Origin of the sequence: Bartonella sp. AU16XJBT (genome assembly GCF_028618665.1) — a bacterium.
Classification (GTDB): Bacteria; Pseudomonadota; Alphaproteobacteria; order Rhizobiales; family Rhizobiaceae; genus Bartonella.
On the sequence record NZ_JAQITF010000001.1, the window covers coordinates 160576 to 187278 of the forward strand.

16 protein-coding genes are annotated in these 26703 nt (G+C 38.5%); 11 read left to right on the forward strand and 5 right to left on the reverse strand.

What is annotated here, in order from left to right; genetic code table 11:
* Positions 1 to 70 precede the first annotated feature (70 nt).
* From ubiE to tsaE, 11 genes are all read left to right on the forward strand, one after another.
* Positions 71 to 853, forward strand: a complete 783-nt coding sequence (gene ubiE / locus PVV66_RS00535; RefSeq protein WP_273717447.1) for a bifunctional demethylmenaquinone methyltransferase/2-methoxy-6-polyprenyl-1,4-benzoquinol methylase UbiE — start codon at positions 71 to 73, stop codon at positions 851 to 853.
* A 2-nt stretch (positions 854 to 855) separates the two neighbouring features.
* A complete protein-coding gene (gene ubiB, locus PVV66_RS00540) occupies positions 856 to 2442 on the forward strand; it encodes a 2-polyprenylphenol 6-hydroxylase (RefSeq protein ID WP_273717446.1) in 1587 nt (528 codons plus the stop codon).
* Between the two features lie 68 nt (positions 2443 to 2510).
* Positions 2511 to 3899 (forward strand): bifunctional phosphopantothenoylcysteine decarboxylase/phosphopantothenate--cysteine ligase CoaBC, encoded by a 1389-nt coding sequence (gene coaBC / locus PVV66_RS00545; protein ID WP_273717445.1) that lies wholly within the window; start codon positions 2511 to 2513, stop codon positions 3897 to 3899.
* A gap of 1642 nt (positions 3900 to 5541) precedes the next feature.
* A complete protein-coding gene (locus tag PVV66_RS00550; protein WP_273717444.1) occupies positions 5542 to 6261 on the forward strand; it encodes a sulfate transporter family protein in 720 nt (239 codons plus the stop codon).
* Positions 6262 to 6484: 223 nt separating this feature from the next.
* Positions 6485 to 6613: a hypothetical protein gene (locus PVV66_RS00555; RefSeq protein ID WP_273760942.1), complete on the forward strand. Its 129-nt coding sequence runs from the start codon at positions 6485 to 6487 to the stop codon at positions 6611 to 6613.
* A gap of 651 nt (positions 6614 to 7264) precedes the next feature.
* Complete coding sequence (gene accD / locus PVV66_RS00560; protein WP_273717443.1) at positions 7265 to 8185, forward strand: acetyl-CoA carboxylase, carboxyltransferase subunit beta; 921 nt, start codon at positions 7265 to 7267, stop codon at positions 8183 to 8185.
* Between the two features lie 4 nt (positions 8186 to 8189).
* Entirely contained in the window at positions 8190 to 9509 is a 1320-nt protein-coding gene (locus PVV66_RS00565) for a folylpolyglutamate synthase/dihydrofolate synthase family protein (protein WP_273717442.1), read from the forward strand.
* A gap of 43 nt (positions 9510 to 9552) precedes the next feature.
* Positions 9553 to 10551 (forward strand): complex I NDUFA9 subunit family protein, encoded by a 999-nt coding sequence (locus tag PVV66_RS00570; protein WP_273717441.1) that lies wholly within the window; start codon positions 9553 to 9555, stop codon positions 10549 to 10551.
* A 720-nt stretch (positions 10552 to 11271) separates the two neighbouring features.
* Complete coding sequence (gene ahcY, locus PVV66_RS00575; RefSeq protein ID WP_273717440.1) at positions 11272 to 12669, forward strand: adenosylhomocysteinase; 1398 nt, start codon at positions 11272 to 11274, stop codon at positions 12667 to 12669.
* Positions 12670 to 12704: 35 nt separating this feature from the next.
* Positions 12705 to 15170 carry a PAS-domain containing protein gene (locus PVV66_RS00580; RefSeq protein ID WP_273717439.1) on the forward strand — a complete coding sequence of 822 codons (2466 nt, stop codon included), beginning with the start codon at positions 12705 to 12707 and terminating at the stop codon, positions 15168 to 15170.
* 43 nt (positions 15171 to 15213) lie between these two features.
* Positions 15214 to 15681 carry a tRNA (adenosine(37)-N6)-threonylcarbamoyltransferase complex ATPase subunit type 1 TsaE gene (gene tsaE / locus PVV66_RS00585; protein WP_273717438.1) on the forward strand — a complete coding sequence of 156 codons (468 nt, stop codon included), beginning with the start codon at positions 15214 to 15216 and terminating at the stop codon, positions 15679 to 15681.
* 176 nt (positions 15682 to 15857) lie between these two features.
* On the opposite strand, the gene trxA is transcribed toward tsaE, so the two are convergent.
* The 5 genes from trxA to PVV66_RS00610 form a co-directional block, all read right to left on the reverse strand.
* Entirely contained in the window at positions 15858 to 16181 is a 324-nt protein-coding gene (gene trxA, locus PVV66_RS00590) for a thioredoxin (RefSeq protein ID WP_012230305.1), read from the reverse strand.
* A gap of 175 nt (positions 16182 to 16356) precedes the next feature.
* The gene (gene addA / locus PVV66_RS00595; protein ID WP_273717437.1) at positions 16357 to 19836 is read right to left on the reverse strand and encodes a double-strand break repair helicase AddA; all 3480 of its coding nucleotides are present in this window, start codon (positions 19834 to 19836) and stop codon (positions 16357 to 16359) included.
* Between the two features lie 2 nt (positions 19837 to 19838).
* A complete protein-coding gene (gene addB / locus PVV66_RS00600; protein ID WP_273717436.1) occupies positions 19839 to 22958 on the reverse strand; it encodes a double-strand break repair protein AddB in 3120 nt (1039 codons plus the stop codon).
* A 457-nt stretch (positions 22959 to 23415) separates the two neighbouring features.
* Positions 23416 to 24990: a peptide chain release factor 3 gene (locus tag PVV66_RS00605; RefSeq protein ID WP_273717435.1), complete on the reverse strand. Its 1575-nt coding sequence runs from the start codon at positions 24988 to 24990 to the stop codon at positions 23416 to 23418.
* Positions 24990 to 26651, reverse strand: a complete 1662-nt coding sequence (locus tag PVV66_RS00610) for a lysine--tRNA ligase (protein ID WP_273717434.1) — start codon at positions 26649 to 26651, stop codon at positions 24990 to 24992. The genes PVV66_RS00605 and PVV66_RS00610 overlap by 1 nt, the downstream gene beginning before the upstream one ends.
* Positions 26652 to 26703 lie beyond the last annotated feature (52 nt).

The following is a 26703-nucleotide window of genomic DNA, read 5'->3' on the forward strand; positions in this document are numbered from 1 at the left end:
GTTTTTTCGTATTTGAACATTACCTCTCTATTTCATTTACGATAAAAGAAAAATAAGGAAGGTCATATACATGGCAACCGAAACAGAACGTGTAGGAGCCAAAGGGGGTATGGAGCACTCTTTTGGTTTTACAAGAGTTGATGAAACACAAAAACAATCCATGGTCGATGGGGTGTTTCATTCTGTTGCTGAAAATTATGACAAGATGAATGATATCTTATCCTTAGGGCTACACCGTGTGTGGAAAAATTCTATGGTTGCATGGCTTTCTCCACCAGCGCTTTCTCATTGGAGAGTTCTCGATGTCGCTGGTGGTACAGGTGATATTGCTTTTCGCATCCTTAAGGCTTCACGTCAAAAAGCCCATGCTACGGTGCTTGATATTAATGGTTCTATGCTCAGCATTGGCAAACAACGCGCACAAAAAAATGGTCTTGCTCCTCTGATTGATTTTGTTGAAGCCAATGCAGAACATCTCCCCTTTGAAGACCAAAGCTTTGACGCTTACACGATTGCTTTTGGAATTCGCAATGTTCCTCATATTGATCAAGCTCTTAGAGAAGCTTTTCGCGTTTTAAAGCCCGGTGGACGTTTCTTATGTTTAGAATTTTCAAATGTTGAGATGCCTTGGCTCGATAAAATTTATGATCTTTGGTCTTTCCATGCTATCCCTAAGCTGGGTCAATTTATTGCAAATGATGGTGATGCTTATCGTTATTTGGTTGAATCTATTCGCAAGTTTCCTAAACAAGATGATTTTGCCCATATGATCAAGCAAGCAGGATTTTCGCGCGTATCGTACCGCAATCTCACCGGTACGATTGCAGCACTGCATTCAGGTTGGAAAATTTAAAAATGGTGCAAATTTCTCCCTACTTTCAATTGATGCGTGCAGGGTGGATTTTAACACGTGAAGGTGTTTTAAGTGCTCTGCCTCACGACGATCTTCAAGGATTTCCAGCATTATGTCATCGTATAGCGGGGGCATTAGCACGACGCAAAACGAAAAAGAAACAGCGATCTGAAAATATTTCGTATGCCATCAATAAGCTTGGACCCTCTTACATAAAACTTGGTCAATTTCTTGCCACAAGACCTGATATTGTCGGACGTAATGTTGCAGACGATTTGTCACAACTACAAGATCGTGTCCAAACATTTTCTTGCACCGCCGCTATTGCTCAAATTGAAAGTTCTCTTGGTCGCTCTATTGATGATTTATTCATAAATTTTTATCCTCCCATTGCCGCCGCTTCTGTTGCTCAGGTTCATCCTGCTGAATATATTGATGAAACCGGTCATAAGAAAAAATGTGCCGTAAAAGTCATTCGTCCCAATATAAGAGCGCGTTTTTCTAAAGATCTTAGAGGTTTCTATCTCATTGCGCATTTACAAGAGCGTTATATCCCTGCCTCTCGAAGGCTACGTCCTGTTCGTGTGGTGGATACTTTAGCACAAACAACACGCCTTGAAATGGATTTACGCTTAGAAGCAGCAGCTATATCTGAAATGGCTGAAAATATTCAACAGGATACAGGTTTTCGGGTTCCTCGTATTGATTGGGAACGGACAGGGCGAAATGTTCTTACCATGGAATGGATTGATGGTATAAGAATATCCGAAATTTCCAAACTCAAAGAAGCAGGTTTTGATCTACAGGCTCTTGCCATTACGCTTATTCAGTCTTTTCTACGCCACACATTGCGTGACGGTTTTTTTCATGCCGATATGCATCCTGGTAATTTATTTGTAGACTCAGATGGATGTATTGTTGCTGTTGATCTAGGCATTACAGGAAGGCTTGGAAAAAAAGAAAAGCATTTTTTGGCTGAAATTCTTTACGGCTTTATTACGCGCGATTACCATCGGGTAGCCCGCGCCCACTTTGAAGCAGGCTATGTCCCTTCACACCATAATATTGAAAGCTTTGCACAAGCCAATCGTGCGATTGGTGAACCAATTCACGGACAATCAGCACAAAGCATTTCCATGGCTAAGTTGCTCACATTATTGTTTGAAGTCACTGAATTGTTTGACATGCAAACGCGACCCGAACTTCTATTACTGCAAAAAACAATGGTTGTTGTGGAAGGTGTTGCCCGCACATTAGATCCTAGTTTTAATATGTGGAAAGCTTCTGAACCCGTTGTCAGAGAATGGATTAGTAAAAATTTAGGACCCGTAGGCGTTGCAAAAGACTTTAGTGAAGGAGCGCAAGCTCTCCTTTCCCTGGCACGCAAAACACCACAACTGGTACAAAACTTCCAACGTATAGAAGAAGATTTCAATCAAATGAGAACAACAGGTTTTAATCTTTCTCCTGCTACCCTCAAACAACTTGCCGCTGAACAAAGTCGTAGAAACCGTTATGGTCGTTATAGCCTATTTATCATTGCACTTTGTTGCGTTTTTTTCACTTTTTACTTTTTTCATCTTTTCTAATCTCTTTAATATGCTAAAAATACCAATAATGAAATCATTGCAATCATTTTGTTTATTGGAGGTATTTTATGGCCAGTATTACTATTCGTAATCTCTCTCCTGAAATTAAAGAAGCTTTGCGCGTACGTGCCGCACAAAATGGCATTTCTATGGAAGAAGAAGTGCGCCGTCTTTTAAGTAATCCCACCACTTTCACCAGACACCCCTCTCATGTAAGTGCCGTTGAAGTGCAATCATTGCAATCAAAATCACTCCTTCTTATTATTGGTGGAAGTATTGCGGCCTATAAAGCGCTTGATCTTATTCGTCGTTTAAAAGAGCGTGGAGCACGCTTAAACATTATTATGACAAAAGCAGCACAAAAATTTATTACGCCTTTAGCCGCTGAAGCCCTCAACGGTCGTACTGTATATACTGATTTATTTTCACGCGAAGAAAAACATGATATCGGACATATCCGCCTAGCACGGGATGCTGACCTCATTATTTTAGCCCCTGCTACAGCCAATCGCATAGCCAAAATAGCCCATGGCATAGGAGATGATCTAGCCGATTGCGTCCTTTTAGCAGCACGCTGTCCACTTTTAATCGCGCCTGCTATGAATCCAGCTATGTGGGCGCATCCAGCCACTGTTCGCAATGTTGCACAATTGCGCGCAGATGGCGTTCATATTATCGGACCAGAAATCGGAAATATGGCTGAACGTGACGAAACAGGCTATGGGCGCATGAGTGAACCCTTAACCATTGTCGCTGCCATAGAGGCTCTTTTGGATGTGCGTGAAAAACCTCTCTCTGGCCGCCATTTCATCGTTACCTCTGGCCCTACCCATGAACCTATTGATCCGGTGCGTTATCTTGCTAATCGGTCTTCAGGTAAACAAGGCCACGCCATTGCAACCACTCTTGCGCATTTGGGGGCAAAAGTAACACTTATTTGTGGACCTGTTAATCTTGCAGACCCACAAGAAGTAAAAACTATTCATGTTGAAACAGCACAACAGATGTTACAAGCCGTTCAAGAATCATTGCCTGCTGATGGTGCCATCTTTGTTGCCGCAGTTTGTGACTGGCGCAGTCAAACGCAATCTTTACACAAAATTAAAAAGAATGCTCATAAAACACCACCATCCCTCCATATGGTCGAAAATCCGGATATTTTAGCAACGATTGGACACGCTCCAAACCGCCCCTCACTGGTCATTGGTTTTGCTGCTGAAACATGTGATATTATTGCCAATGCGCAAAAAAAATGTGTTGAAAAAGGCGCTGATTTCATTCTTGCTAATGATATTTCTCTTCAACCAGATGGTACAAGTGTCATGGGTGCTGATACAAATCAAGTTTATCTTGTGAGCAAAGAAAAAGTTGAACAATGGCCCCCTATGCGTAAACAACACGTAGCGCAAAAATTAGCAAACATAATCGTATCATTTTTTACCCCCCCAAATGCCTAATCCTCATAAGGAAAAGATACCCCATTTTTCAAATAATAACTCTTCAAACACCTTATTAAAATATCTCAAAAATAAGAACTGAACTTTTGAATCCATGAAGATGTCTATACATCTCGACTAGATTGGATAACGTATTAATTTATAATGATAATCTAACATTATTCAACTTGAATGAGAACCCCGAATATCGTAAGATCTTCTCATTTAAAATCCATGTATATTGAATCAATGAAAACCATTTTCTTGCACGTTAGCAACGATAGCCGCATGAATATTAAGTGTTTAAGAAAGGACTAAAAACCCCTACAATGAACCGTTTTAAGGGCTAAGGACTTGTCGCAACATTGAAGGTAAAGAGATGATGCCGGCGTGCTCTTTTGTTAAGCGTAAAGAGAGAGACGCTCTATAAGTTTTATAGCATTTATAGGAGCTTTATCCTTATACCATTTCACAAGCGCTGTTGTGACAGGGGTGTGGTGGGCATTGAGAGATGTTTCTTAAAAAAATCCTATTCTTACCCTAGCTTTTATCAAGAATAGAGTCTTTTTCACCACTGTCTCTCTAGCTTACAAAAAGAGAAGCTGAAACCATCATTTTTTAGTCTTCAACTTTACGAAAGCCCTGCACTGGGGAGAATTTATCAAAAGCATTTTCTTTCTTAAATGTTTTTATCCCCATATTGCTCCTATTTATAATGTGTAAATAAATGATTTTTTTGATTTTAACGATGAAGATTTAAGAAAATATCTCTATATTTGGGATTTTCATTCAAGTTGAAGATGATAAATTCTCTTCATAAATGAAAGGTGTTATTATCTAAAAATTATTTGCTCCAGTGCACCATTTGTATGAAAGATGCTTCAATGAACGCTTACTTTATTGCACTTATAGCTCTTAAAATTTAAAATCTCATCATTTTTAATCATCAGTGATATCTCCCTCTCTTTGCTTTTTCTCAAAAAACTGCTTGTTATGAAATATGTAGTGTTAATCGTTTGAAGTTTTTTTCCTATTGCGATGTCACATGAGTCATTCTGTTGCCCAAAATCAGAATATCTCCATAACGAATATGTAAATTTTACCCTTATTTCACTAACCTCAATATTGTTTTGAATAGAAGCAAGAGCCAAGACGCGCCACGCCAAGCGATAGAAAAGTACAGAATATTAGGAATCGTGCACAACAAATAAGGCTATAGATAAATGAAATTAGGCAGCGATACTGGATAAATGGAAGTAAAAAAACTCCTCCTCACTATCTTTTACCACCTTAATTTTTTAGATATATCATGTAAACGCAATTAGCTAAACTCTGTACAAAAATATTTAAAATCTCTTCTACAACAGCTGCTTCTTAAATTCTTCTCAGTTTTTTAAAAGCAAAATTTCTATTGATTCAAATTTTATTTTAAACGAAGAAGCCTTCGTTATTTTTTTATTTTATCCATTCTATAAGAAGAATTTATCCTGATTGGAATAATATATAAAGGTAAAAAATCCTCTTTTTTACAAAACAATATCGATGTATTTCCTTAGTGTTATTGAAAATAGTTCTTGTAATTCAAGAAAGAAAAAATTACGCAATACACTCATCTAAATATATTTCTTGTTTTTTTTTGCTTCTTTCCTTAATTTATTAATCTATGATTTTTACTGCTGCCTATCGTGCTTTACAACGTCTTCTGACCTCACAATATAGCATTATGATACTGAAAGCATTGGGAGTTACTTTTTTTGTGCTCGCCATTTTATGGTTATGTGTGCACCAACTTTTTGTGTCTTACTTTTGGCCTTGGGTTTCTCAGTTTCTTCCTGGTCTCCCAAGTTGGGCAGGGTGGTTGGGATTTAGCATGCTTATCATCTTCAATCTTGGTTTGGCTCTTTTGTTAGCTTTTTTTATTGCTCCCATCACAGCTATGATAGGTGGTTTTTTCATTGACTCTGCTGCTGAAATCATTGAAAAGGAAGATTATCCAAATGAGCCTATGGGACAAGCTATGCCATTTGGGGGTTCTCTTATCCTCTCCTTTAAATTTGTTATTTTAAGCCTTCTTGGGAATGGAATTGCTTTTATTTTATTCTTCATACCAGGTGTTAATTTGATTGCTTTTTATGTTATTAATGGTTACTTGCTTGGTCATGAATATTTCTTGTTTGCTGCTTACCGTTTTCGGACAGAGCAAGATGCGCGTGCTTTTTTACATACTCATTATACAACGGTTTTTGGCGCTGGATTGTTGATTGCGGTTTTTGTTTCGATTCCCATTCTTAATTTAGCCACACCGCTCTTTGCAGCTGCCTTTATGACACATTTACACAAAATGCTTTCCCAAAAGACCATAGCACGCATCACTCAAAAATGATGTTCCTTGAACTTTAAACTTAACAAAACTTGCGAGACAAAGAAAGCATAATATAAAATCTTATGTTTTACCTTTTCTAAAATCAATATTTTGATTTATAATGATAATTTATCATTTTATGACATGCGTAAAAAACTAAATATCATAAGGATTTCTCACTTTAACCCTATTCATACTGAATCAATTAAAATCGTTTGTTGAGATGTCATAAACGGGAACGGTCGTGTGGATAAAAGCACTTTTAAAAAGGCATACAACACCTCTCATGCCCCCTCTCAATGCAAGAATTATTGTCACATTGGAAGTTGGTAAAGAGTATAAGGCTATCGGTTTATTCCTTTTATTTCAATAAAAATGGGAAAACATATAAATCTTATACCTTTCATGGAGAGGTTATACTCTTCATAGGCATTATCATGAAAGAATTTTTGAAATATGTGAGACTATCAAATCTAGCAATGTATGGATACATAATAAAAATGATATTTTTGGGGCGCTTTATTTTATGTGAAACGCGCGCTTTAAGAAAACCGTTTGAAAAAAATCTTGCTCTGGTGTTAGCGTTTCGCTAACATAACGTTATCATATCCATTATCTTTAATGGATGAGTATAGCCTTGTTAAGGTTTTATATTATAAGGTTTCTTTGCTTTAAGACTGTTGATATTAATGATTAATTGGAGAGTCATTTTTATTAAAAGAAAATAAGCCGTTTGTTAACCAACGTAAGAGATGAGTTTTAATACCAAAGTCAAAGAATAAAAACATGTAAGTCCTTAAAGTTTTTTAGAAATTTGTTATAGGGAATGCTCTTCGTGCATATGATTTTTATGACATTGGAAATATTAAAAATAAAAAAACAATGGAGTTAGAGCTATACGTGTGCGGATAAAAGTATTAAATAGACTCTTTTGTTCAGCCGGAAAAGCAAATGTAACTGCTTAAGTTCTATATTATTTCAAATCATGCAAAAGATGTGTAATATTTAAAGGAAGGCTATAAAGATGAACTGGATTACAAATTATGTTCGTCCTAAAATTAACTCTATATTGGGGCGCCGTGAGATTCCAGAAAATCTATGGATTAAAGATCCTACCAGTGGTGAAATGATCTTCCATAAAGATCTGGAAGCCAATCAATTTGTGGCTCCCAATTCTGGCTATCATATGCGTATCAGTGCCAAAAATCGTCTCATGCATTTTTTTGATGATGGTGTCTATACAGCTCTTGAAAATCCAAAAGTTGTCACAGATCCTTTAAAGTTTCGCGATGAAAAACGCTATATTGACCGGTTAAAAGATTATCGTTCTAAACTTGGTGTTGATGACAATATTTTAAGTGCACGCGGCACTATTGAAGGCTTACCAATTATTGCAACCGTTCAAGATTTCGCCTTTATGGGTGGGTCTCTCGGTATGGCTTCAGGGGAAGCTATTATCAAAGCTTTTGATACTGCCATTGCTGAAAGGTGTCCTTTGGTTCTTTTTGCTGCTTCTGGTGGTGCACGCATGCAAGAAGGAACACTCTCACTGATGCAAATGCCCCGTACAACAGTAGCGATTGAAATGCTGAAAGAAGCAAAACTTCCCTATATTGTTGTTCTAACCAATCCAACTACCGGTGGTGTTACTGCTTCTTACGCCATGCTTGGTGATATTCACATTGCCGAACCCGGCGCTATGATTGGTTTTGCTGGTCCACGTGTGATTCAACAAACGATACGCGAAACTCTACCAGAAGGTTTTCAAAGTAGTGAATATCTGCTCGAACATGGTATGATTGATATGGTTGTATCGCGTTTAGAAATGAAAACAACCATTGCACGTCTTTTACGCTTAATGATGAAACATCCTGCTTTTGTTAACCCTTCCAACCCATCTCCTACAGATTCTAAAACATCGCTTTCTACAACAAAAGTAGCTTAAATTTATGCAACAAAGTCAAGTACAAAGGGTGGTGGATGGTTTACTAAAGAATTATCCGAAAAAATTTGATCTTTCTTTAGAGCGTATTGTTCGCCTTTTAGAGCATCTTGGCAATCCACATTTAAAACTTGGCCCTGTTATTCACATTGCTGGAACAAATGGCAAAGGATCTGCCTCAGCAATTTGTCGTGCTCTTTTAGAAAGTGCTGGCTACTCCGTTCATGTGTACAGCTCACCTCATCTCGTCAACTGGAATGAACGCTGCCGATTAGGTCAAAAAGGAGGTGGTCAACTTGTTACAGAGAGCCTATTGGCTGAAACAATCCGTGAAATTACAAAAGCAAACCGTCAAGAGCCGATTACTATTTTTGAAATTTTTACAGCCGCTGCCTTTATGCTATTTAGTATACATCCAGCTGATGTTGTCATTTTAGAAGTTGGGTTGGGAGGACGTTTTGATGCTACCAATGTCGTTAACAAACCAGCTGTATCGCTTATTATGCCCATTGATTATGATCATGAGAACTTTCTTGGAAACACAATTGCTCAAATCGCTTTTCAAAAAGGGGGGATTATCAAACCAAACGTTCCTGTGGTTATCGGTAAGCAAAATTATGAAGAAACTCTTGCTACTTTAATATCCCTTGCCGATAAAAATAAAGCACCTTATTCTCTATTTGATCAAGATTATCAAAGCTATAAAGAACATGGACGTATGGTTTTTCAAAATAATCAAGGTCTCATGGATCTTCCTCTTCCTAACCTTATTGGAGACCACCAAGTTGCCAATGCTGGTGCTTCTCTTGAAGCAGTCTATCAAGCAGGTTTTCAACTTTCAGAACAAGCCATAAATGACGCTTTGAAAAATATTTATTGGCCCGCGCGGATGCAACACCTTACCCAGGGACACTTGGTTGATCAACTGTCTCCTAATATTGATTTATGGTTAGACGGTGGTCACAATCCTGCTGCTGGAAAAGTTATTGCAGCTGAACTTACACAATGGAGAAAAAAAACAGATCGTCCCATTATTATGATTGCTGGCATGCTCAATACCAAAGATGCTGTGGGTTATTTTCGTCCTTTAGCGAACCTTGTCGATAAAATATATACGATACCGCTTATTGACAATAACGCCAGTATCTGTCCAATAAATTTAGCTGAATCAGCCCAAAAAGCAGGAATATTTGCGTCCCCACAAGCACATCTACAAGATGCTTTGCATAAAATTAAGGTCGAATATAAAGAGGCTATTGTCCTTATTGGAGGTTCCCTTTACCTTGCGGGTGATATTTTGCGTGACAATAAAACACCACCGTGCTAAAAATCGGCTATTTTTAAAGCTTTGAAAGATAGACTTTTTAATCATGCAATTTGATTGTGCACTTTATCAACATCCTAAACTTATTACTGTTTTTGGCGGATCTGGTTTTGTAGGGCGCCATGTCGTTGAAACTTTGACGAAGCGGGGATATCGCGTTCGTATTGCTGTTCGTTGTCCACAAAAAGCTTATTACATGCTCCAAATAGGAGAAGTAGGACAAACCCAAATGCTTAAAACAGATATCAAGCATCGTGCATCTGTTGCACGCGCATTGCTTGGAGCTGATGCGGCAGTGTTTTTGCCTGGTAGTTTAAAACAAGCAAATCAATCGAATTTTAAAAGCACACAAATTGATGGTGCTTACAATGTTGCTGAATTAACAGCAGAAGCTGATATTCCACTCATCTATATGTCAACGCTTGTAGCTAATGAAAACGCTTCATGTCTTTATGCGCATGTTAAGTTTATGGGTGAACAAATCATTCATAACAAGCATCCTCAAGCAATTATTATGCGTCCATCTGTTATCTTTGGACCAGAAGATTGTTTCTTTAACACCTTAGCAGATTTGTCACGTTTTTTACCCATTATGCCTCTTTTTGGAGGGGGACAAAGTAAATTGCAACCCGTGTATGTTGGTGATGTTGCCGAATTTCTCGCACGCGCTTTAGATGGACAGGTTGCTTGGGGAAAAAATTATGATCTTGGTGGTCCCCAAATTATCACCTTCCAAAATGCTCTTGAAAATATACTCAAAATTATTCACCGTAAAAAAACAATCCTATCCATGCCTCTTTCTGCTGGTCTATTGATTGGAGGAGTTTTAGGAACAATCGGTAAATTACCTTTTATACCGACACTTGTAACAGCCAATCAGATACGCTTTTTGCAAATGGATAACATTGTTTCACAAGAAGCTATTGAAAATGGATATACTTTAGAAGGTGTGGGAATTACTCCTAGAGCAATAGCTGCATTTTTGCCAAGTTATCTCTGGAGATTTCGTCCACATGGTCAATTTTCCCAAAATTTACTCGTCTAAAATAAATTCTCCTAAAACTGAGTTAATTATTTGATTTATAATTCATAGCTTGTTGTTCGCTATTTTAAAATCAGAGTGTTCAATAGATTGATGTTTTTGCATTTTAAATGCTCCATTGATATCATAAAAAGTGTTTTCTCGCATATTTACAGTCTTTTGAAAAAAATTATTGAAAACAGGAAAAAAACATCTCTTACAAACTATCCTCATGTAGGAGCATAATGCACCATAGGAATTCAGAAAAACCTATGCTGAGATTGTCTGTTCATAAATATAAAGACAACAACATATGGCTTTGCATTATATTATTTTACTAAAGCTTAATAATCAAACGAAACAAGATCATAATGCCTTTTTTAAACAACCGCATGAGTGAGTAGAATAAAAGTGTACTATTTTTGTTTATCCCATAAAAAAATCAATATAAAAACTGTGAAGCAATGCATCATGTTTATTCTTTAAAAGGTATCCCTCTGAAGATTTTTAAAAGCTTTAACGTTCCGTAAAAAGAATAAAATTTTGTTTTTATAATAAGACTTATCCTGAGATTTCTTGTCCTATTCGTCACATCATGACTCAGCTTCATAAATGCCTATTTGTTACACAAATTTATGGAGATTTTAAAAGAGCTTTTTCACATAAAGAAGTCTTCTTCTTGTCTTGCATTTTTTTTTAATTTCTCCTACCGTCTTGGAAAAACTGATTTTAAAGGAATAAAGAATGACAGCTCAAGATTTTGTTGTCAAAGATATTGCCCTTGCCGCTTATGGTCGTAAAGAACTTGATATTGCTGAAACTGAAATGCCTGGTTTGATGGCTTGTCGAAAGGAATTTTCCTCCAGTCAACCTTTGCGCGGTGCGCGCATTTCTGGCTCATTGCACATGACAATTCAAACAGCTGTTTTAATTGAAACATTAAAAGCGATTGGCGCCGATATACGGTGGAGCTCTAGCAATATTTTTTCCACACAAGATCATGCAGCAGCAGCTATTGCCGCAACGGGTATTCCTGTATTCGCTGTTAAGGGTGAAACATTGGAAGAATATTGGACTTATATAGATGCCATTTTCCAATGGCCTGATGGTAATCCTTCCAATATGATTTTAGATGATGGAGCAGATGCTACAAACTATATTTTAGTGGGAAGTCGTGCAGAACAAAATAAAGATATCCTCTCGCATCCTAAAACAGAAGAAGAAGAAATTTTTTTCAAACAAATCCAAAAGCGTATGGATGCAACGCCAGGATTTTTTACACGACAGCGCGCAGCAATTAAAGGGGTAAGCGAAGAAACCACAACAGGTGTAAACCGCCTTTATCAATTACAAAAAGAAGGACTCCTGCCTTTTCCTGCTATTAATGTCAATGATAGCGTCACGAAATCAAAGTTTGATAATAAATATGGATGTAAAGAATCATTGGTCGATGGTATTCGACGTGGAACAGACGTGATGATCGCGGGGAAAACTGCCATTGTCTGTGGTTATGGTGATGTAGGAAAAGGTTCAGCAGCGTCTCTTTCGGGTGCTGGAGCGCGTGTTAAAATAACAGAAATTGATCCTATTTGCGCACTTCAAGCGGCTATGGATGGCTATGAAGTTATTAATTTGGATGATGCTGCCTCCAGTGCTGATATTATCATCACAACAACAGGCAATAAAGATGTTGTCCGTTTAGACCATATGCGACAAGTCAAAGATATGTGTATTCTTGGAAATATTGGTCATTTTGATAACGAAATCCAAGTCGCAGCCCTTAGAAATTTGCCATGGACAAATATTAAACCTCAAGTTGATATGATCACCTTTCCCGATGGAAAACGCATCATTTTGCTCTCTGAAGGGCGGTTGTTAAATCTTGGTAATGCAACAGGGCATCCTTCTTTTGTCATGTCGGCCTCGTTTACCAATCAAGTTTTAGCGCAAATTGAACTCTTTACCCGTGCAGAACACTATACAAATGAAGTCACTGTTTTGCCTAAACATCTTGATGAGAAAGTTGCACGTCTCCATCTTGATCGGTTAGGAATAAAATTAACTGTTTTATCAGAAGAACAAGCCGCTTATATTGGAGTCACACCGCAAGGACCTTATAAACCAAACCATTACCGTTACTAAAATGCTTCCTTGGGTTAAAAAAAGGGAAAGATGTCGTGCTCAGCTTTGGTGACCATACCCCCAAAGAAAAAGCTCAAAAAATGATTCGAATCTATACGTATATCTTTTGCCTTTTTTTCTTTTTTTCTCCAACATGCTCTATTGCTCAGTCGTTGGAGAATTATTTACCATTTTCCTTCACTTTGCAAAATGGTCCATGGCTGTTTTTAGCGCTGTGTGGAGGGATTTCTTGTGCTTCATTTCTCACATGCATGGCTGTTATTATGCATGCAAAAAAAACAGCACAGAAGCCTTTGAAGATAATTCAAGCAGATTTTTCTGAAAAACTTAAATATTATGAATGGCTTCTGGAAGAAACCGAGCAATTCCTTCTTATTTGGGAAAATCCAACAACCTTACCTCGTGTCGTGGGTAACCTTTCCACATTGCAAAAAATAGGCATTGATCAGCAAAATTTTCAGCGTTTTGAACTCTGGGTTGAAGAAAATTCTCTGCGAGAACTTGATTATGCGTTGACTCAACTGCGTTGTAAATGTCACCCTTTTGCACTTTCCATCACCACCACAAATAATGTGCTGCTACAAGTTACAGGGGTTATCGCAAGAACAGTCGCCATCGCTCGTTTTCAAGATATCTCAAAACAGCAGAGCGAAAATGCTCGTTTACAGAAAGATATCGCCCGCCTTCTTACTGAACTGAGAATGCAGCGTAATCTTCTTGATCTTATTCAAGAACCGGTATGGATCAAAGATTGTGAGGGAAAAGTTTGTTTTATCAATCGCGCCTTTAGAGAAATGACAAACTATCGTGAAGGCAGTGATGAAGTGGGGGATCTTTTCAATGAAAACACACAATGCAAAACAGATGAAACAGAAACACTTTTTCAAGAACATGTTCACACCGTCATTGATGGAGAACGGCGCCGTTTTCATCTCACACGGATCACAACAGCCGAAGGGATGGCCGCTTTTGCACGTGATGACAGTGCCTATGAAAATCTTGCTCATGAATTAAGATATGTTCTTCAAAGCCATTGTGAAACCCTTGACCAAATCTCAACAGCTGTAGCCATTTTTGATACAAACCAAAAATTAAAATTCTGCAATCATGCTTTTAAAATTTTATGGCCGTTGGAGAGTTCCTTTTTAGAAAGTGAACCAAGCCATACATTATTTCTTGAACGTTTACGTGAAAAAGGGCTCATTGCTGAACACCCTGATTGGCGCGCGTGGAAAGAAGAACTTTTTAAAGCCTATCGGCAAATGGAATCAAACCAACAAATTTGGAATCTTCCAGATGGGCGTACGGTGCGTGTTGTCTCGAACCCTCACCCACAAGGAGGGGTCACGTGGCTTTATGAAAACCTTACAGAAAAAATTGATCTTGAACGCCGTTATAATACTCTTATTAAAATACAAGGTGAAACACTTGATAAACTTTCCGAAGGCGTGGTCGTTTTTGGTACGGATGGACGCCTTCGTTTATCCAATCCGGCCTTGTCGAAATTGTGGTCTCTTCCTTATAATTTACTGGTAGAAGGAACCCATATTACACAGTTACAAAACCATTGTTCAGCCTTAACTTGGGGGCAAGAATGGGATCAGTTTACCAAATTCATTACCGGTTTTGCTGAAAAACGTGAAACATATTCGGGACGTATAGATCTTAAAAATGATATGATTATTGACTATACTTTAGTCCCTCTTCCCGATGGACAAACAATGCTTACTTTTGTGAATGTTACAGACACCGTTCATGTTGCACGAGCTCTTCAAGAAAGAAATGAAGCCTTAGAAAGTGCTGATCGTTTGCGTAATGAATTTGTCCAACATGTTTCCTATGAATTGCGTACACCTCTCACCAATATTATTGGATTTTCCGATATTTTACGGGATCAAATTTTCGGTTCTATCAATGAACGTCAACAAGAATATCTTGGGCATATTCATTCAGAATCAGGAACTCTTTTGAATATTGTTAACGATATTCTTGATCTTGCCACCCTTGACGCAGGCATTATGGAGTTAGACATAAAACCAGTTAACATTGCTGATGCTATGATACAAGCGGTAGCCCGTGTAGAAGATCGCCTTAATGGACGCCATATTACGCTTTTACAACAAATTTCGCCTTCCTTAAATTCTATTTCTGCTGACGAAAAGCGCTTACATCAAATTTTTGTGAATGTTCTGAGTAATGCACTTAATTTTGCAACGGAAGCGAGCACTATTGAATTTTGTGTCGATGAACAAGATGATAACATCGTCTTTAGCGTTCACAATGAAGGCTCTGATATCCCTGAAGACATTCTTGATCGTATTTTTAAACGTTTTTCTTCCCATTCACACCATGGTGGGCGTGCAGGAGCGGGACTTGGTCTTTCGCTTGTGAAAAGTTTCGTTGAACTACACGGTGGATATGTTGAAATTCTTACCGGTTCTGGAAAAGGAACAACAGTTAAGTGTTTTTTCCCCCTCTCCAAAGGAGATAAAATTTTTTAATTTTAACCTTTATTATATTTTTATCCAGCTCATGGAAGTTTTGATGAATTTTAATTTTTTTCTTGAAAATGAAGAGGCAACAAAGCTTTTTGCAAAAAATTTAGCCCTTTCTTTAAAGCCAGGAGATCTTGTAACGCTGCAAGGAGATCTTGGAACTGGAAAGTCAACCATTGCACGTACAATCATCCAAACACTTGCGAACGATGACACTATGGATGTTCCAAGCCCGACTTTTACTCTTGTGCAAAGCTATCAACTTCCACAGTTTGAAATTATTCATGCTGATCTTTATCGCCTTTCTATGGCAGAAGAAATTGATGAATTAGGGCTTCATGAAGCACGTGAGAAAAACATTTTACTCGTTGAATGGCCAGAAAGAAGTACAGATTTTTTAGAGTTTGCCACTTTTGCACTTACCTTACAATATCAAGCACATGGGCGTCATGTGACACTGAGATCTGCACAACATTCCATTGAACGTTTGCAACAGTCTTTTGCAATTCACACATAAAAAATATCGACATGGTCATGCATAACAGTGTGTATTCTTAAAAGCATTAAAATAAATGCATCTAACTTTTTGATTTAATTGACTTGCTATTACCAATATATTTTAGAAAAGAATGTTTAAAAAAGTCAAAAGGAGAGATAAAATTTCTCTCCTTTATCGTTGCCTATGTATAAGCATTAACGAAGCCCATCTTTTATCCACTCAGAAAGACGTCCTTTAGAGGTAGCGCCAACCATATTTGATGAGACATTTCCATTTTTAAACATTAATAATGTAGGGATAGAGCGTACTCCATATTGGGTAGCTAATTCCGGATTTTCGTCAATATTTACTTTGACAATTTTAACTTGGTTTTGCATCTCTGTTGAAATTTCATCCAAAATTGGCGCAATCATTTTGCAGGGACCACACCATTCTGCCCAAAAATCAACCACAACTGGGGTGGAAGAGGTTAGAACTTCACTTTCGAAATTGTCCTTATCAACTTTTACACACGTCATTGATTTATCCTTTATACTCACTTTTTATAGATTGGTATGATAACAATTCATATCAAGTTATTGCAAAGATAAATTATTAAAGAGTTTTTTTGCATCAAAAATTGTGGCGTGTGTTTATTTGAGCAATTTTAGGAAAGTAAAAAAGCGTAAAGATACTTTGAAGGGAAGCAATAACTTATAGGGCAATTTCATCAAGAAATGCCTCGAGTTTTTCTGGAGGAAGTTTAAAAATTTTGGCTTCTTTACTGTAGATAAGCAGAGCTTGGATATCTTTATCAGGATGTATCGCTTGCAACAATTTTCGATAAAGCGCCATTTGCAACCAATGATGAGGAGCAATAGCAGCTTCATTTTCAGGTGGAATCCCTGTTTTAAAATCAGCAAAGATAATGCTGTTTTTCGTGATGTAGAGACGGTCAATTTGACCAGAAACTGCTTGTTCCTTTCCTCGAATTTTTACAATACCCATTAAAGGAACCTCAGCACGTGAATGCTCAGAAAAAAGGGGGGTGAGGTAAACATGATCTAAAATTTTCCAAACGTGGCGAAGAGCATCTTCTCTTTGGCTTTCCTCCCAATGAGAAGCTTTGAGATTGAGATAGTTTCGAGCATAATCTGGACGTTTTTGTGGGGGGCAATCTGGTAGATGTTGTAACAATCGGTGAATGATATGACCATATTCAATGAAAAAAACTCTGTTGGTGTTTGTTTCTCCTAAAACAGGTGAAGTGAAAAGTTGTTTTGGACTTGAAGAAAGCTCTGTATCAGCTTCAATGGAAAGGCTCGCGACAGAGGGTTTTAACGGTTTTGGGAGCACTGGTTCGACTGGTACTTTATGAGAGAAAAAGGAAGGCAAAGGTGGTAAGGCTTGACTCTCAGCACAAGGAACTTCTTGATTTATTATAGAGGCAGAAGAAGAAGATGTAATGCAATAACGCCAAGCTGCAATATCTTCTGCAGGACCTTTTATAGTAACCGCATGGGGTACAAGGGCTTTTTTTACTAGTTGTAGCCATGTATCAGAGAGCGTTTTTTTACCGTTATATCCACAAACAAATAAACGATCTTCAGCGCGTGTCATTCCCACGTAAAGAAGGCGCCTATATTCTTCTTCGGCACGCTCTTTTAAATGTAAAATTGCTTTTTTAGAGAGCTTTGTATTAAACTTTTCATTGGGGCGCCAAATAAAAGCGTGTTGTCCGTACCCTTGTGCATCATCTAAAGGAACTTTAAGCAAATGAGGTGCATGCTGAGGATGCCAAATCGCACTACCAGGATCAACCAAAAACACAATAGCAGCCTCCAGTCCTTTTGCGGCATGAACCGTCATGATGCGAATTTCTTCATTGTTTTGTTCAAATTCACGTTTAATTTCTGGTTCGCTTGCAGTTAATGTTTCTAAAAAAGCTTGTAATCCTGGTAATCCTGTTTTTTGAATAGCGAGCGTATAATCCATAAAAGCATCGAGTACATCATTTGCTTCAGATCCTAAACGGGCTAAAATTTTTTGTCTTCCTTTATCATTATTCAGAATATGGCTATAAAACTCGAAAACCGGTATTTTATCCACTAAAGTGCGATAATAGTTCAGTTTTTCAAAAGCATCTTTAAAAGATACCTGCGATGATGCATGCGTACATAAGCTTTGCCAAAGAGAGCCGGTTCGGTGTGTAGCAAGCTGATAAAGTTCCTTTTCACTAAAAGCAAAAATGGGGCTTTTTAAGACGCAAGCAAGAGAAAGATCATCTTGTGGCTGCAAAACAAAACGCCCAAGTGCCATTAAGTCACGGATACTAATATGTTTGGTGAGTTGTAAACGATCAGCCCCTGCTACAGGAATATTAAGGTGTTTCAGAGCACGGGAAAGAGCTGAAACAAATTTATCACGTTTACGAACCAAGATCATAATATCACTTGCCCGTATTAAGCGTCCCTTTGCTGGAAGCATTTCACCTTTTTGTAACCAGTCGGCAATCGTTTCAGCAATTTTTTCTGCTAAACGGACTTCAGGTGTATCTAAATGATCAACACTCAAATGCCAATCATGAGGAAATTCGCTTGTTTCTTTGGAAATGGCATCCCATATAACAACTTCACCTGGGCTATGAACACGAATAGCCTCATGCACCGTCTTTGTGTTTTCTGCCGAAAGTCCTTTATAGTTTTCTGGTGTTTCGAAAACAAGATCAACGCTTTTAAGAACATCTGCTGTAGAGCGAAAAGAGTAATGCAGTTGTATTTTTTCAAATTGTTGATTTGTTTGCTGCGCTTTTTTTTGGATGATTCGTCCATTTGCAGCAAAATTTTCCGGAGCAGCGCCTTGAAAAGAATAAATAGATTGCTTTTCATCTCCAACAGCAAAAAGAGTCCGTATATTTGTTCGTTGGCTATACCCTGAGAAAAATTCTTGTGCCAACAGTTGAATAATTTGCCATTGCTCCGGGTTGGTATCTTGTGCTTCATCAAGGAGAATATGATCAAGGCCCTGATCAAGTTTATAGTGCACCCATTGGCTTGCACCTTTGCGCTGTAACAAATGGAGCGTACGCTCAATAAGGTCGTCAAAATCCAAGATGCCATTGGCCTTTTTTAGATTCGTATAGATTTTGAGATAAACGGCACAGAGCTGAAAAGCAGCCATATTGAGGGTAGCAACCTTTGTGCATTGATATTTTTCTAAAAGAAGAGAAAGCTTGTTTTGTTTATCTTCAAGCATTTGTTGAATAAACGGCCAAATTTCATCGGATTTTTTACGAGATAAATTTGAGAAGCTACGCGGCTCACCTTTTGTTTTAAAATAAATATCAGAAATAATATTGAGAATATTTGTCTCATCATGCGCCTTTTCTAATTGGGAAAATTTTTCCACCATATTCTTAAAGTTTTGGCTTCCATTGGTTTCACAATGCTTAAGAGCATAAAGGGGGAGGCGCGCGGTTTGTTGAATTTGTTCCAGCAGACCTTGATTTGTTTCATCGGGCGCTAAGTTGAAAAGCGCGCGCAATTTTTCTTCTCCATTTTCAGATAGAAGAGAAGATAAAAAATCAGAGAGTTTATGTTGCTTTTCAACTGCTTCATAGAGCAGTTGGTTAAAAGTATGTTCGCTAATAACTTGAAGCAACTGTTGCAAAGCAGGTTGTACATCATGACGCGCTAAAAGTTGGCGACGAGATTCTTGTCGTAATTTTTCGCGACTGATATCATCGGGAAGTTCGAAATGCCCTGCGATATTGGCTTCTAACATAAATTGATGCAAGAGAGATTCACAAAAAGCATGAATCGTTTGAATTTTCAAGCCTCCAGGCGTTTCAAGAGCACGAGCGAAGAGTTGTCGTGCATAAGTTAATTTTTGCGCATTGACGGGTTTATTTTCAAACCGTGTTAAGATTTCTTGCAGCTGTGCATCATCGAGTTCATTCCAACTGGAAAGTGTACGAAAAATTCGTGATTGCATAACAGCAGCAGCAGCTCTTGTATAAGTAAGGCACAAAATACGTGCTGGAGGCGTACCGTTTAAAAGCAAACGAATAACACGTTCACTTAAAACGTGGGTTTTTCCAGATCCAGCATTTGCAGAAACCCACACGTTTTTTTGGGGATGTGTTGCTGTTGCTTGTGCATCAAGAGCGGCTTCAGGAATAGAAAAAACAGTCATGATTACTCTTCTTTATAAAAACCACTTGACCATTCCCACAACCGTGCCAAATGGTCGTAGTCACCCTCATATCGTTTTTCCATGGGAACAGCATGTGAAAGATAGCCTTGTTGTGGATTTTGATAATACGTTATAAGTGCAATAAGATTTTTCCATGCAATTTCACCAAGATTAACTGCACTTAAGTGGGTTTCTCCTTCTCCTTTACTTAAAAGAATGGATTGGGATTTAATTTCACCTTTTCCGTTTAGGGGAATGTAAAATAAATTTGAGGGGGTAAGATCTTGAAAATCTGGAAATGCCCCTTCCATCAGCAAAGCTGTTTCTAAAGCCAATTGTGGAAATAATAATTCACGAACCTGTTTTGATGAAGGAGGCGTTCCAGTTTTGAAATCTAGAATTTCAACCGCTCTGTCTGGCAAGACATCAAGACGATCAGCACGCCCTGAAAGGGTTACTCCTGTTGTTCCTATAGGTATTTTTTCTGAGACCACTTCAGCATATCGCTCTCGCGGCCCTAAACTTTGTTCCCACTGAATAAGGCGTGGAGCAAGATTTTCAAAAATGTTCCACCAAATAGCTTCAATATCGGGTGGAAAATTGAATTTATCAAATTCTTTACGTCCAATGGCAAGTAGGACATCTAAAGCATTTGCGGCATTTGGATTTTTTATTTGTGTGCAAAAAGCTGCAAGAATAGCGTGATAAAGTATTCCGCGCTCAATAGCGCTAGGGTCGTGAATAAGTGGTTTAAGTGGTTTCAGTCGTAAGATTTTTTTGGCATAAATAGCATAAGGATCATAGCGCAATGTTTCTATTTCAGTGACTGAAAAATGACGCGGACGTACATCAAGGGGTGGTGCGGGACAAGGTCGTTCCACATCAAAAATCATGCTGGTATGATCAAGCATCCTTGTCCAATGGCGTAGTATTTCACCTCGTGCACGGATTTGTTCCCAAGCCTTTTTTCCTACAACTGTTTCTATGCGTTGTAGCCAGCGTGAAGGAATAGAAGGCGTATGATTAACACGCAATGCGCGACTCATCACCACTTTATCCATTCCCATAGCCCATTGAAAATCATGGGCGGAAATACCAATACGCTGCTCTGGTGGTTCTAGAGTTAACATCATTTTCATCGGTCGCGATAAAAAAGCATCATTCCGGATTGATATCGGCCATGACCCTTCATTAAGACCGCCAATAACCACTGTATCAACCGTTTGCAAACGTGATTCCAAAGTACCCCAGATGAATAAACGTGAATGTCCTCCAGGCGAAGGTGTAACGGAACGCGTTGCGATCAATGCAGAAAACATAGCGGGCCATTCGCAAAGATGAAATGTTAATCTTGATTGATCACTGACCAATTCCCGTAAAAATTTTGATAGAGTTTGTCCTGCTTCGTGTCGATAAAGATGAGCAAGAGAATTATCCTCATTGCGCCCAAAATTTTCAAAAACCTCAACAGTTGCTATCGCAGCTTCGTTGATGGTGCATTCTTTCTCTTGTTTCATGAGAGAGGCTAAAGGTTCAACAGCCTTCTTCAAAAGATGACACAGGAGACGTGCTTCCTCAAATTTCTGCTGATCAAGGGCATTAATTTCAGAACGAGCATGGGAATAGGTTTCAATCCATTTTTCAAGAAATTGATCACATTCGCAAAGATTGATACGCCCCGTGTTCCCTCGAAGAACAAAAAGTTCAAAATTTTCTGCCATTTCGCGTAAGCAATGACGATTTTGTTGGAGTGTTGTCAGTGGATGTTTAAGAAGAGAAAGAAAAGCAATGGGATCATCAGGTTGCAACACATTTTCTAAGATCAGTCGCAAGAGCGTTACAGGCAATGTTTGTGCAAGTGGTATTCCCCCTGAATCATTTGCTTCAATGCCAAATCGCTGTAATTCCGCAGCAACACGGCGAGCTAAATTACGGTCATTTGTAATAAGGGCTGCAGTTTTTTGGGGCTCTTCAATAGCCTTGCGTAAAGCAACAGCGATAGCGAGAGCCTCTTCACGTTCATTTATAGCTTCAATAAATGACCAATCTGCACAAATATCCTCATAATCATCACGGACAATTTGTATCCATTTGTCTGTCGTAGAAGCTGGTCGGAGTGCTTCCGATAAAAGAGCCATTCGCCTTTTCTTTGTGCTATTCTGTTGGCCAATTTCGCAAACATGGTCGCGTTGACAGTCCATGAGAGTTAGAAGTTTTTTTAAATGATATTGAGGATGGCTAAAAATATTTTCTGCATGATCAAAAAAATCACAAGCTGTTTTTTCTTTATTGCTTGTGCTGAGTGCATTCCATTGTTCTTCATCCATATGAAGATCAAGACCAGGAAGAACAACAGCCCCTTTTGGTAGAGAGGCTATAACCTTTAAAAGATGAGAAACTGCGGGAATAGAACCGGACACACCAGCCGCAATGATCGGTTTATCAGGCTGCGTACGTCGTAAAGTCTCTGCATGCATTGTAAGTGCTTGATTACGCCATTCAGCAGGATTACTTCGCTGCCTTTCTATCAAGATTTGTGGCCAATTTTGCGTAACAATAGTCAGAAAATCGAGTGTTATTTGCCACCATTCAGCAATCATATCAGGAGCAATATTTTTAAGTTTCGTCCAATCTGCTGCTTCTGTTTCAATTTCATCCATCAAATGTGCTAAATCTTGAGCAAGCCAAATTGCATCGGCACTATGCGCTGGAATAAGCACATCTTCTGTACCAAACATGGCACGCAGATGTGCAGGCAAACTTTCACGCCATGGACGAATAAGACGCGCTAAAAGCAGTAAGCGTTCGCTTTCTCCAATAGGCGGATTGAGAGAACAGGTATGATTTTCAACAAAAAGGAAACTGTCCTCATCGACATCTCCTAGGGCACGAATGGTTGGCAAGAATGTTGATTGTGTCTGGCTTCTTTCAACAAAGGCTAAACGCAAAGCCCGAGCTGCACGACGAGTTGGAACATAAATAAGGCTATCGGCAAGGGCTGTTTGAATATCTCCATTGGGAGCAAAATTATCAATAAGGGTACCAGAGAGCAGCGCATCAACAAAGTGAGGCAAAAAAGCCGTTCCAGGAGAAATAGAAAAGACACGTGGTTTATAGGTCATATGATCTCATATTTGGGATAACAAATTCCATCTTATTGATTATTTGCATTATTTTGACTGTATACAATTTTCATACAAGGAAAAACTGAAAAGCTCTCTTTATACAGGAGATTTTTAACTTACATTCAAAATATTGAAATATATGACCTTGTCTTAAGCCATCGTGAAAAAATATATCAAAACTTTTTTGATATTTTTCAACGAAGAATTTAGCTCCAGCTTGCCTTCTAACTCACAGAAGCAATATAAAAAAACAAATATTAAAATTTTAAAAGACGTTATAAATATATTATAACTTATTGAATATAAAAATTAACGGCATTTTTATATAATGCAATCTGAAAATGTTTTTTACAGACGCTATCGTTTTCAGAAAAAAATAACAACATTCAGATCCCCAATACAATGTGAAAAATCATTATCAACCAAATTGTGACATAAAAGATTCTTCTTTACGTTAAGAGCGTACTTGATAATCTTTAAAAGCAGAAAATTTTATTTTAGGGGCTCTTTCTGCCTCATAATTCAATGAAAAATGGTTCTCCGCTAAAAAAACTGGATCACCTTCCAAATCATACGCAATAGCAGAGCGGTGATTGCTGAGAAAATTTTGTAACTCATCTTTGCTTTGTGCTAAAACCCAACGGCATAAATTAAAACGTGCGGGCTCAAAATTGACGGGTAAAGAATATTCTATTTTTAATCGTTCTTTTAAAACATCAATTTGCAAAGCACCAATAACACCAATGAGAGAAGGCGATCCATCATCTGGAATAAACAATTGTACAACCCCTTCTTCAGCCATTTGTTGCAAAGCTTCTTTGAGCTTTTTTGCTTTCATTGGATCGCCCAAACAAACACGACGTAAAATCTCTGGTGCAAAATTGGGGACTCCCCTAAAGAGGATATCTTCTCCTTCGGTCAAAGTATCGCCAATACGCAATGTTCCATGATTAGGAATTCCTACGATATCACCCGCATAAGCTTGATCAGCAATTTGGCGTGAACGCGCAAAGAAAAATTGTGGAGCCGAAAGTGTCATTGGTTTTCCCGTTCGAACCAACTTTGTCTTCATACCGCGTTCAAGTGTTCCAGAACAAACCCGAAAAAACGCAATACGATCACGATGATTAGGATCCATATTCGCTTGAATTTTAAAAACAAATCCCGTCATTTTAGGTTCAGTTGCTATGATATTGCGCTGATCTGCACTTTGATCACGGGGACTTTGGCCAAAATCAATGAGTGCATTAATTAAATCACGAACACCAAAATTTCGTAACGCCGAACCAAAATAAACCGGAGTCATATGACCTTCACGGAAAGCTTGAAGATTAAAGTTTTTGCAAGCACTTCGGGCGAGTTCCACCCCTTCAATAAAAGTTGAACGTTGATACTCTGGAAGTAAATGAACAATCTCACTGGGATCTGAAACGATCCGCTGTGTTATCTCATCATCTTTTTGGCGAAAACGATTATGATGAAGATCAAAGGTACCAACAAAATCTTTACCCGTCCCAATAGGCCATGTTATGGGTGCGGTATCAAGCGCAAGTTTTTCCTCAATTTCATCTAAAAGCTCTATAGGATCACGCGCCTCACGATCCATTTTATTAATAAAAGTAACAATAGGAATATCCCGCATCCGACACACTTCAAACAATTTTAGTGTTCTAGGCTCAATCCCGCGGGCGCCATCCAATACCATGATAGCACTATCAACAGCTGTAAGAGTACGATAGGTATCGTCTGCAAAATCTTCATGGCCTGGGGTATCTAAGAGATTAAAAATATGATTTTCATATTCAAACGTCATCACAGAAGTCACAACAGAAATACCACGATCACGCTCAATATTCATCCAATCAGAACGGGTTTGAATACGATCTTTTTTGGCTTTTACTTCTCCTGCAAGTTGAATAGCACCACCAAACAATAAAAGCTTTTCCGTCAATGTTGTTTTCCCAGCATCTGGGTGAGCAATAATCGCAAATGTACGGCGTCGCTTTACTTCCTGGACTCTTCGTTCCATTATTCCTCCATAGGTCGTGCCAATGCTTCGGCAATCAGTGCACGCATTTCATTAATCCCATAAAGCGCTATAAATGATCCCCATCGCGGACCTCGCTCTTGTCCTAAAAGGACCTCATAGAGCATTTGGAAAAAGACATTGGAGACACCAGGACCACCTTCAGGACTTTTTTTGCTATGATCTTGGTAACGTTCCGTTAGTCGCGCAACATCAAGAAGCGTATTTTGCAATATGTTGCCATCAAAAGTTTCAGGCAAATTGGCTAATTTTTCATCAATTTGTGCTAATGTTACGCGTTCACTGTTATCGGGTGTACGGAATTTTTTGTTGGGTTTGACAAAAATATCAAAATATTTAATGGCAAACTTCACCAATTGATCAAGTTCTGGATAAGTTTGCGTATTGGCACCTTTAGCATAACGAGAAATAAACCCCCAAAGAACTTCTGCATTCTCTGCATTTGAAGCACTTACTAAATTTAAAAGCATGGCAAAGGATACCGGCAAATCAACCTGCGGTGGACAACCATTATGAATATGCCATACAGGATTATTAAGCCGTTCTTGCCAACTTTGACGACCATAGGCTGAAAGATGTGCATAATACTCATCAACGGCTTTGGGAATAACATCAAAATAAAGCCTTTTGGCTGTCTTGGGCTTTGAAAACATATAAAGCCCTAAACTCTCCGTTGGGGCGTAAGTAAGCCATTCATCAATGGTTAAGCCATTTCCTTTTGATTTGGAAATTTTCTGCCCTTTCTCATCCAAAAAGAGCTCATAGTTAAATCCTTCTGGAGGCTTCCCACCCAATACTTTACAAATTTTAGAAGAAAGATTTGTGGAATCGATAAGATCTTTTCCTGCCATTTCATAATCAATGCCAAGCGCTGTCCAACGCATAGCCCAATCGACCTTCCACTGACACTTAACTTTGCCCCCTGTAACCTCTGTTTCTATGGTTTCTCCTGTTTCGGGTTCAATATAAGTAACCGTTCCTTTTTCAACATTCCGCGCAATCATCGGGACCTGTAATACTTTTCCAGAAAAGGGAGAAATCGGTAAAAAGAGAGAATAGGTTGCTTGTCGTTCTTCACCCAATGTCGGTAAAATAATTGCCATCACCTTGTCATAACAAGCAAGGATTTTTAAAAGTGTTTCATCAAAACGACCCGAACTGTAATAATCCGTAGCACTTGCAAATTCATAATCAAAACCAAAACGATCAAGAAAAGCCCGTAAACGTGCATTATTCGCTGCTCCAAAAGAAGGATAATCATCTCCAAAAGGATCAGGTACACGACTCAACGGTTGACCGAGATAATGTTCCATTTTCTCGCGATCAGGCACATTCTCAGGGACCTTGCGCAAACCATCCATATCATCAGAAAAACAAAGCAACTTTGTTTTTACTTTATTCTCTGTAAGAATATGAAATGCATGACGCACCATGGTTGTACGTGCAACTTCCCCAAAAGTCCCAATATGCGGTAAACCAGATGGTCCATAACCCGTTTCAAATATTACACTATCTGGGTAACCTGTTTTTTCATACCGTTTGATAATCTTACGTGCTTCTTCAAATGGCCAAGTTCTCGATTGAGCAGCCGCATCCTTTAATTCAGGCGTAAGGCTAAGGGCATCACACTGATCACGCATCATTATTTATCCTAAAAATTATACTTTTTCAAAATAGGGTGTATGGTTCTTGAAT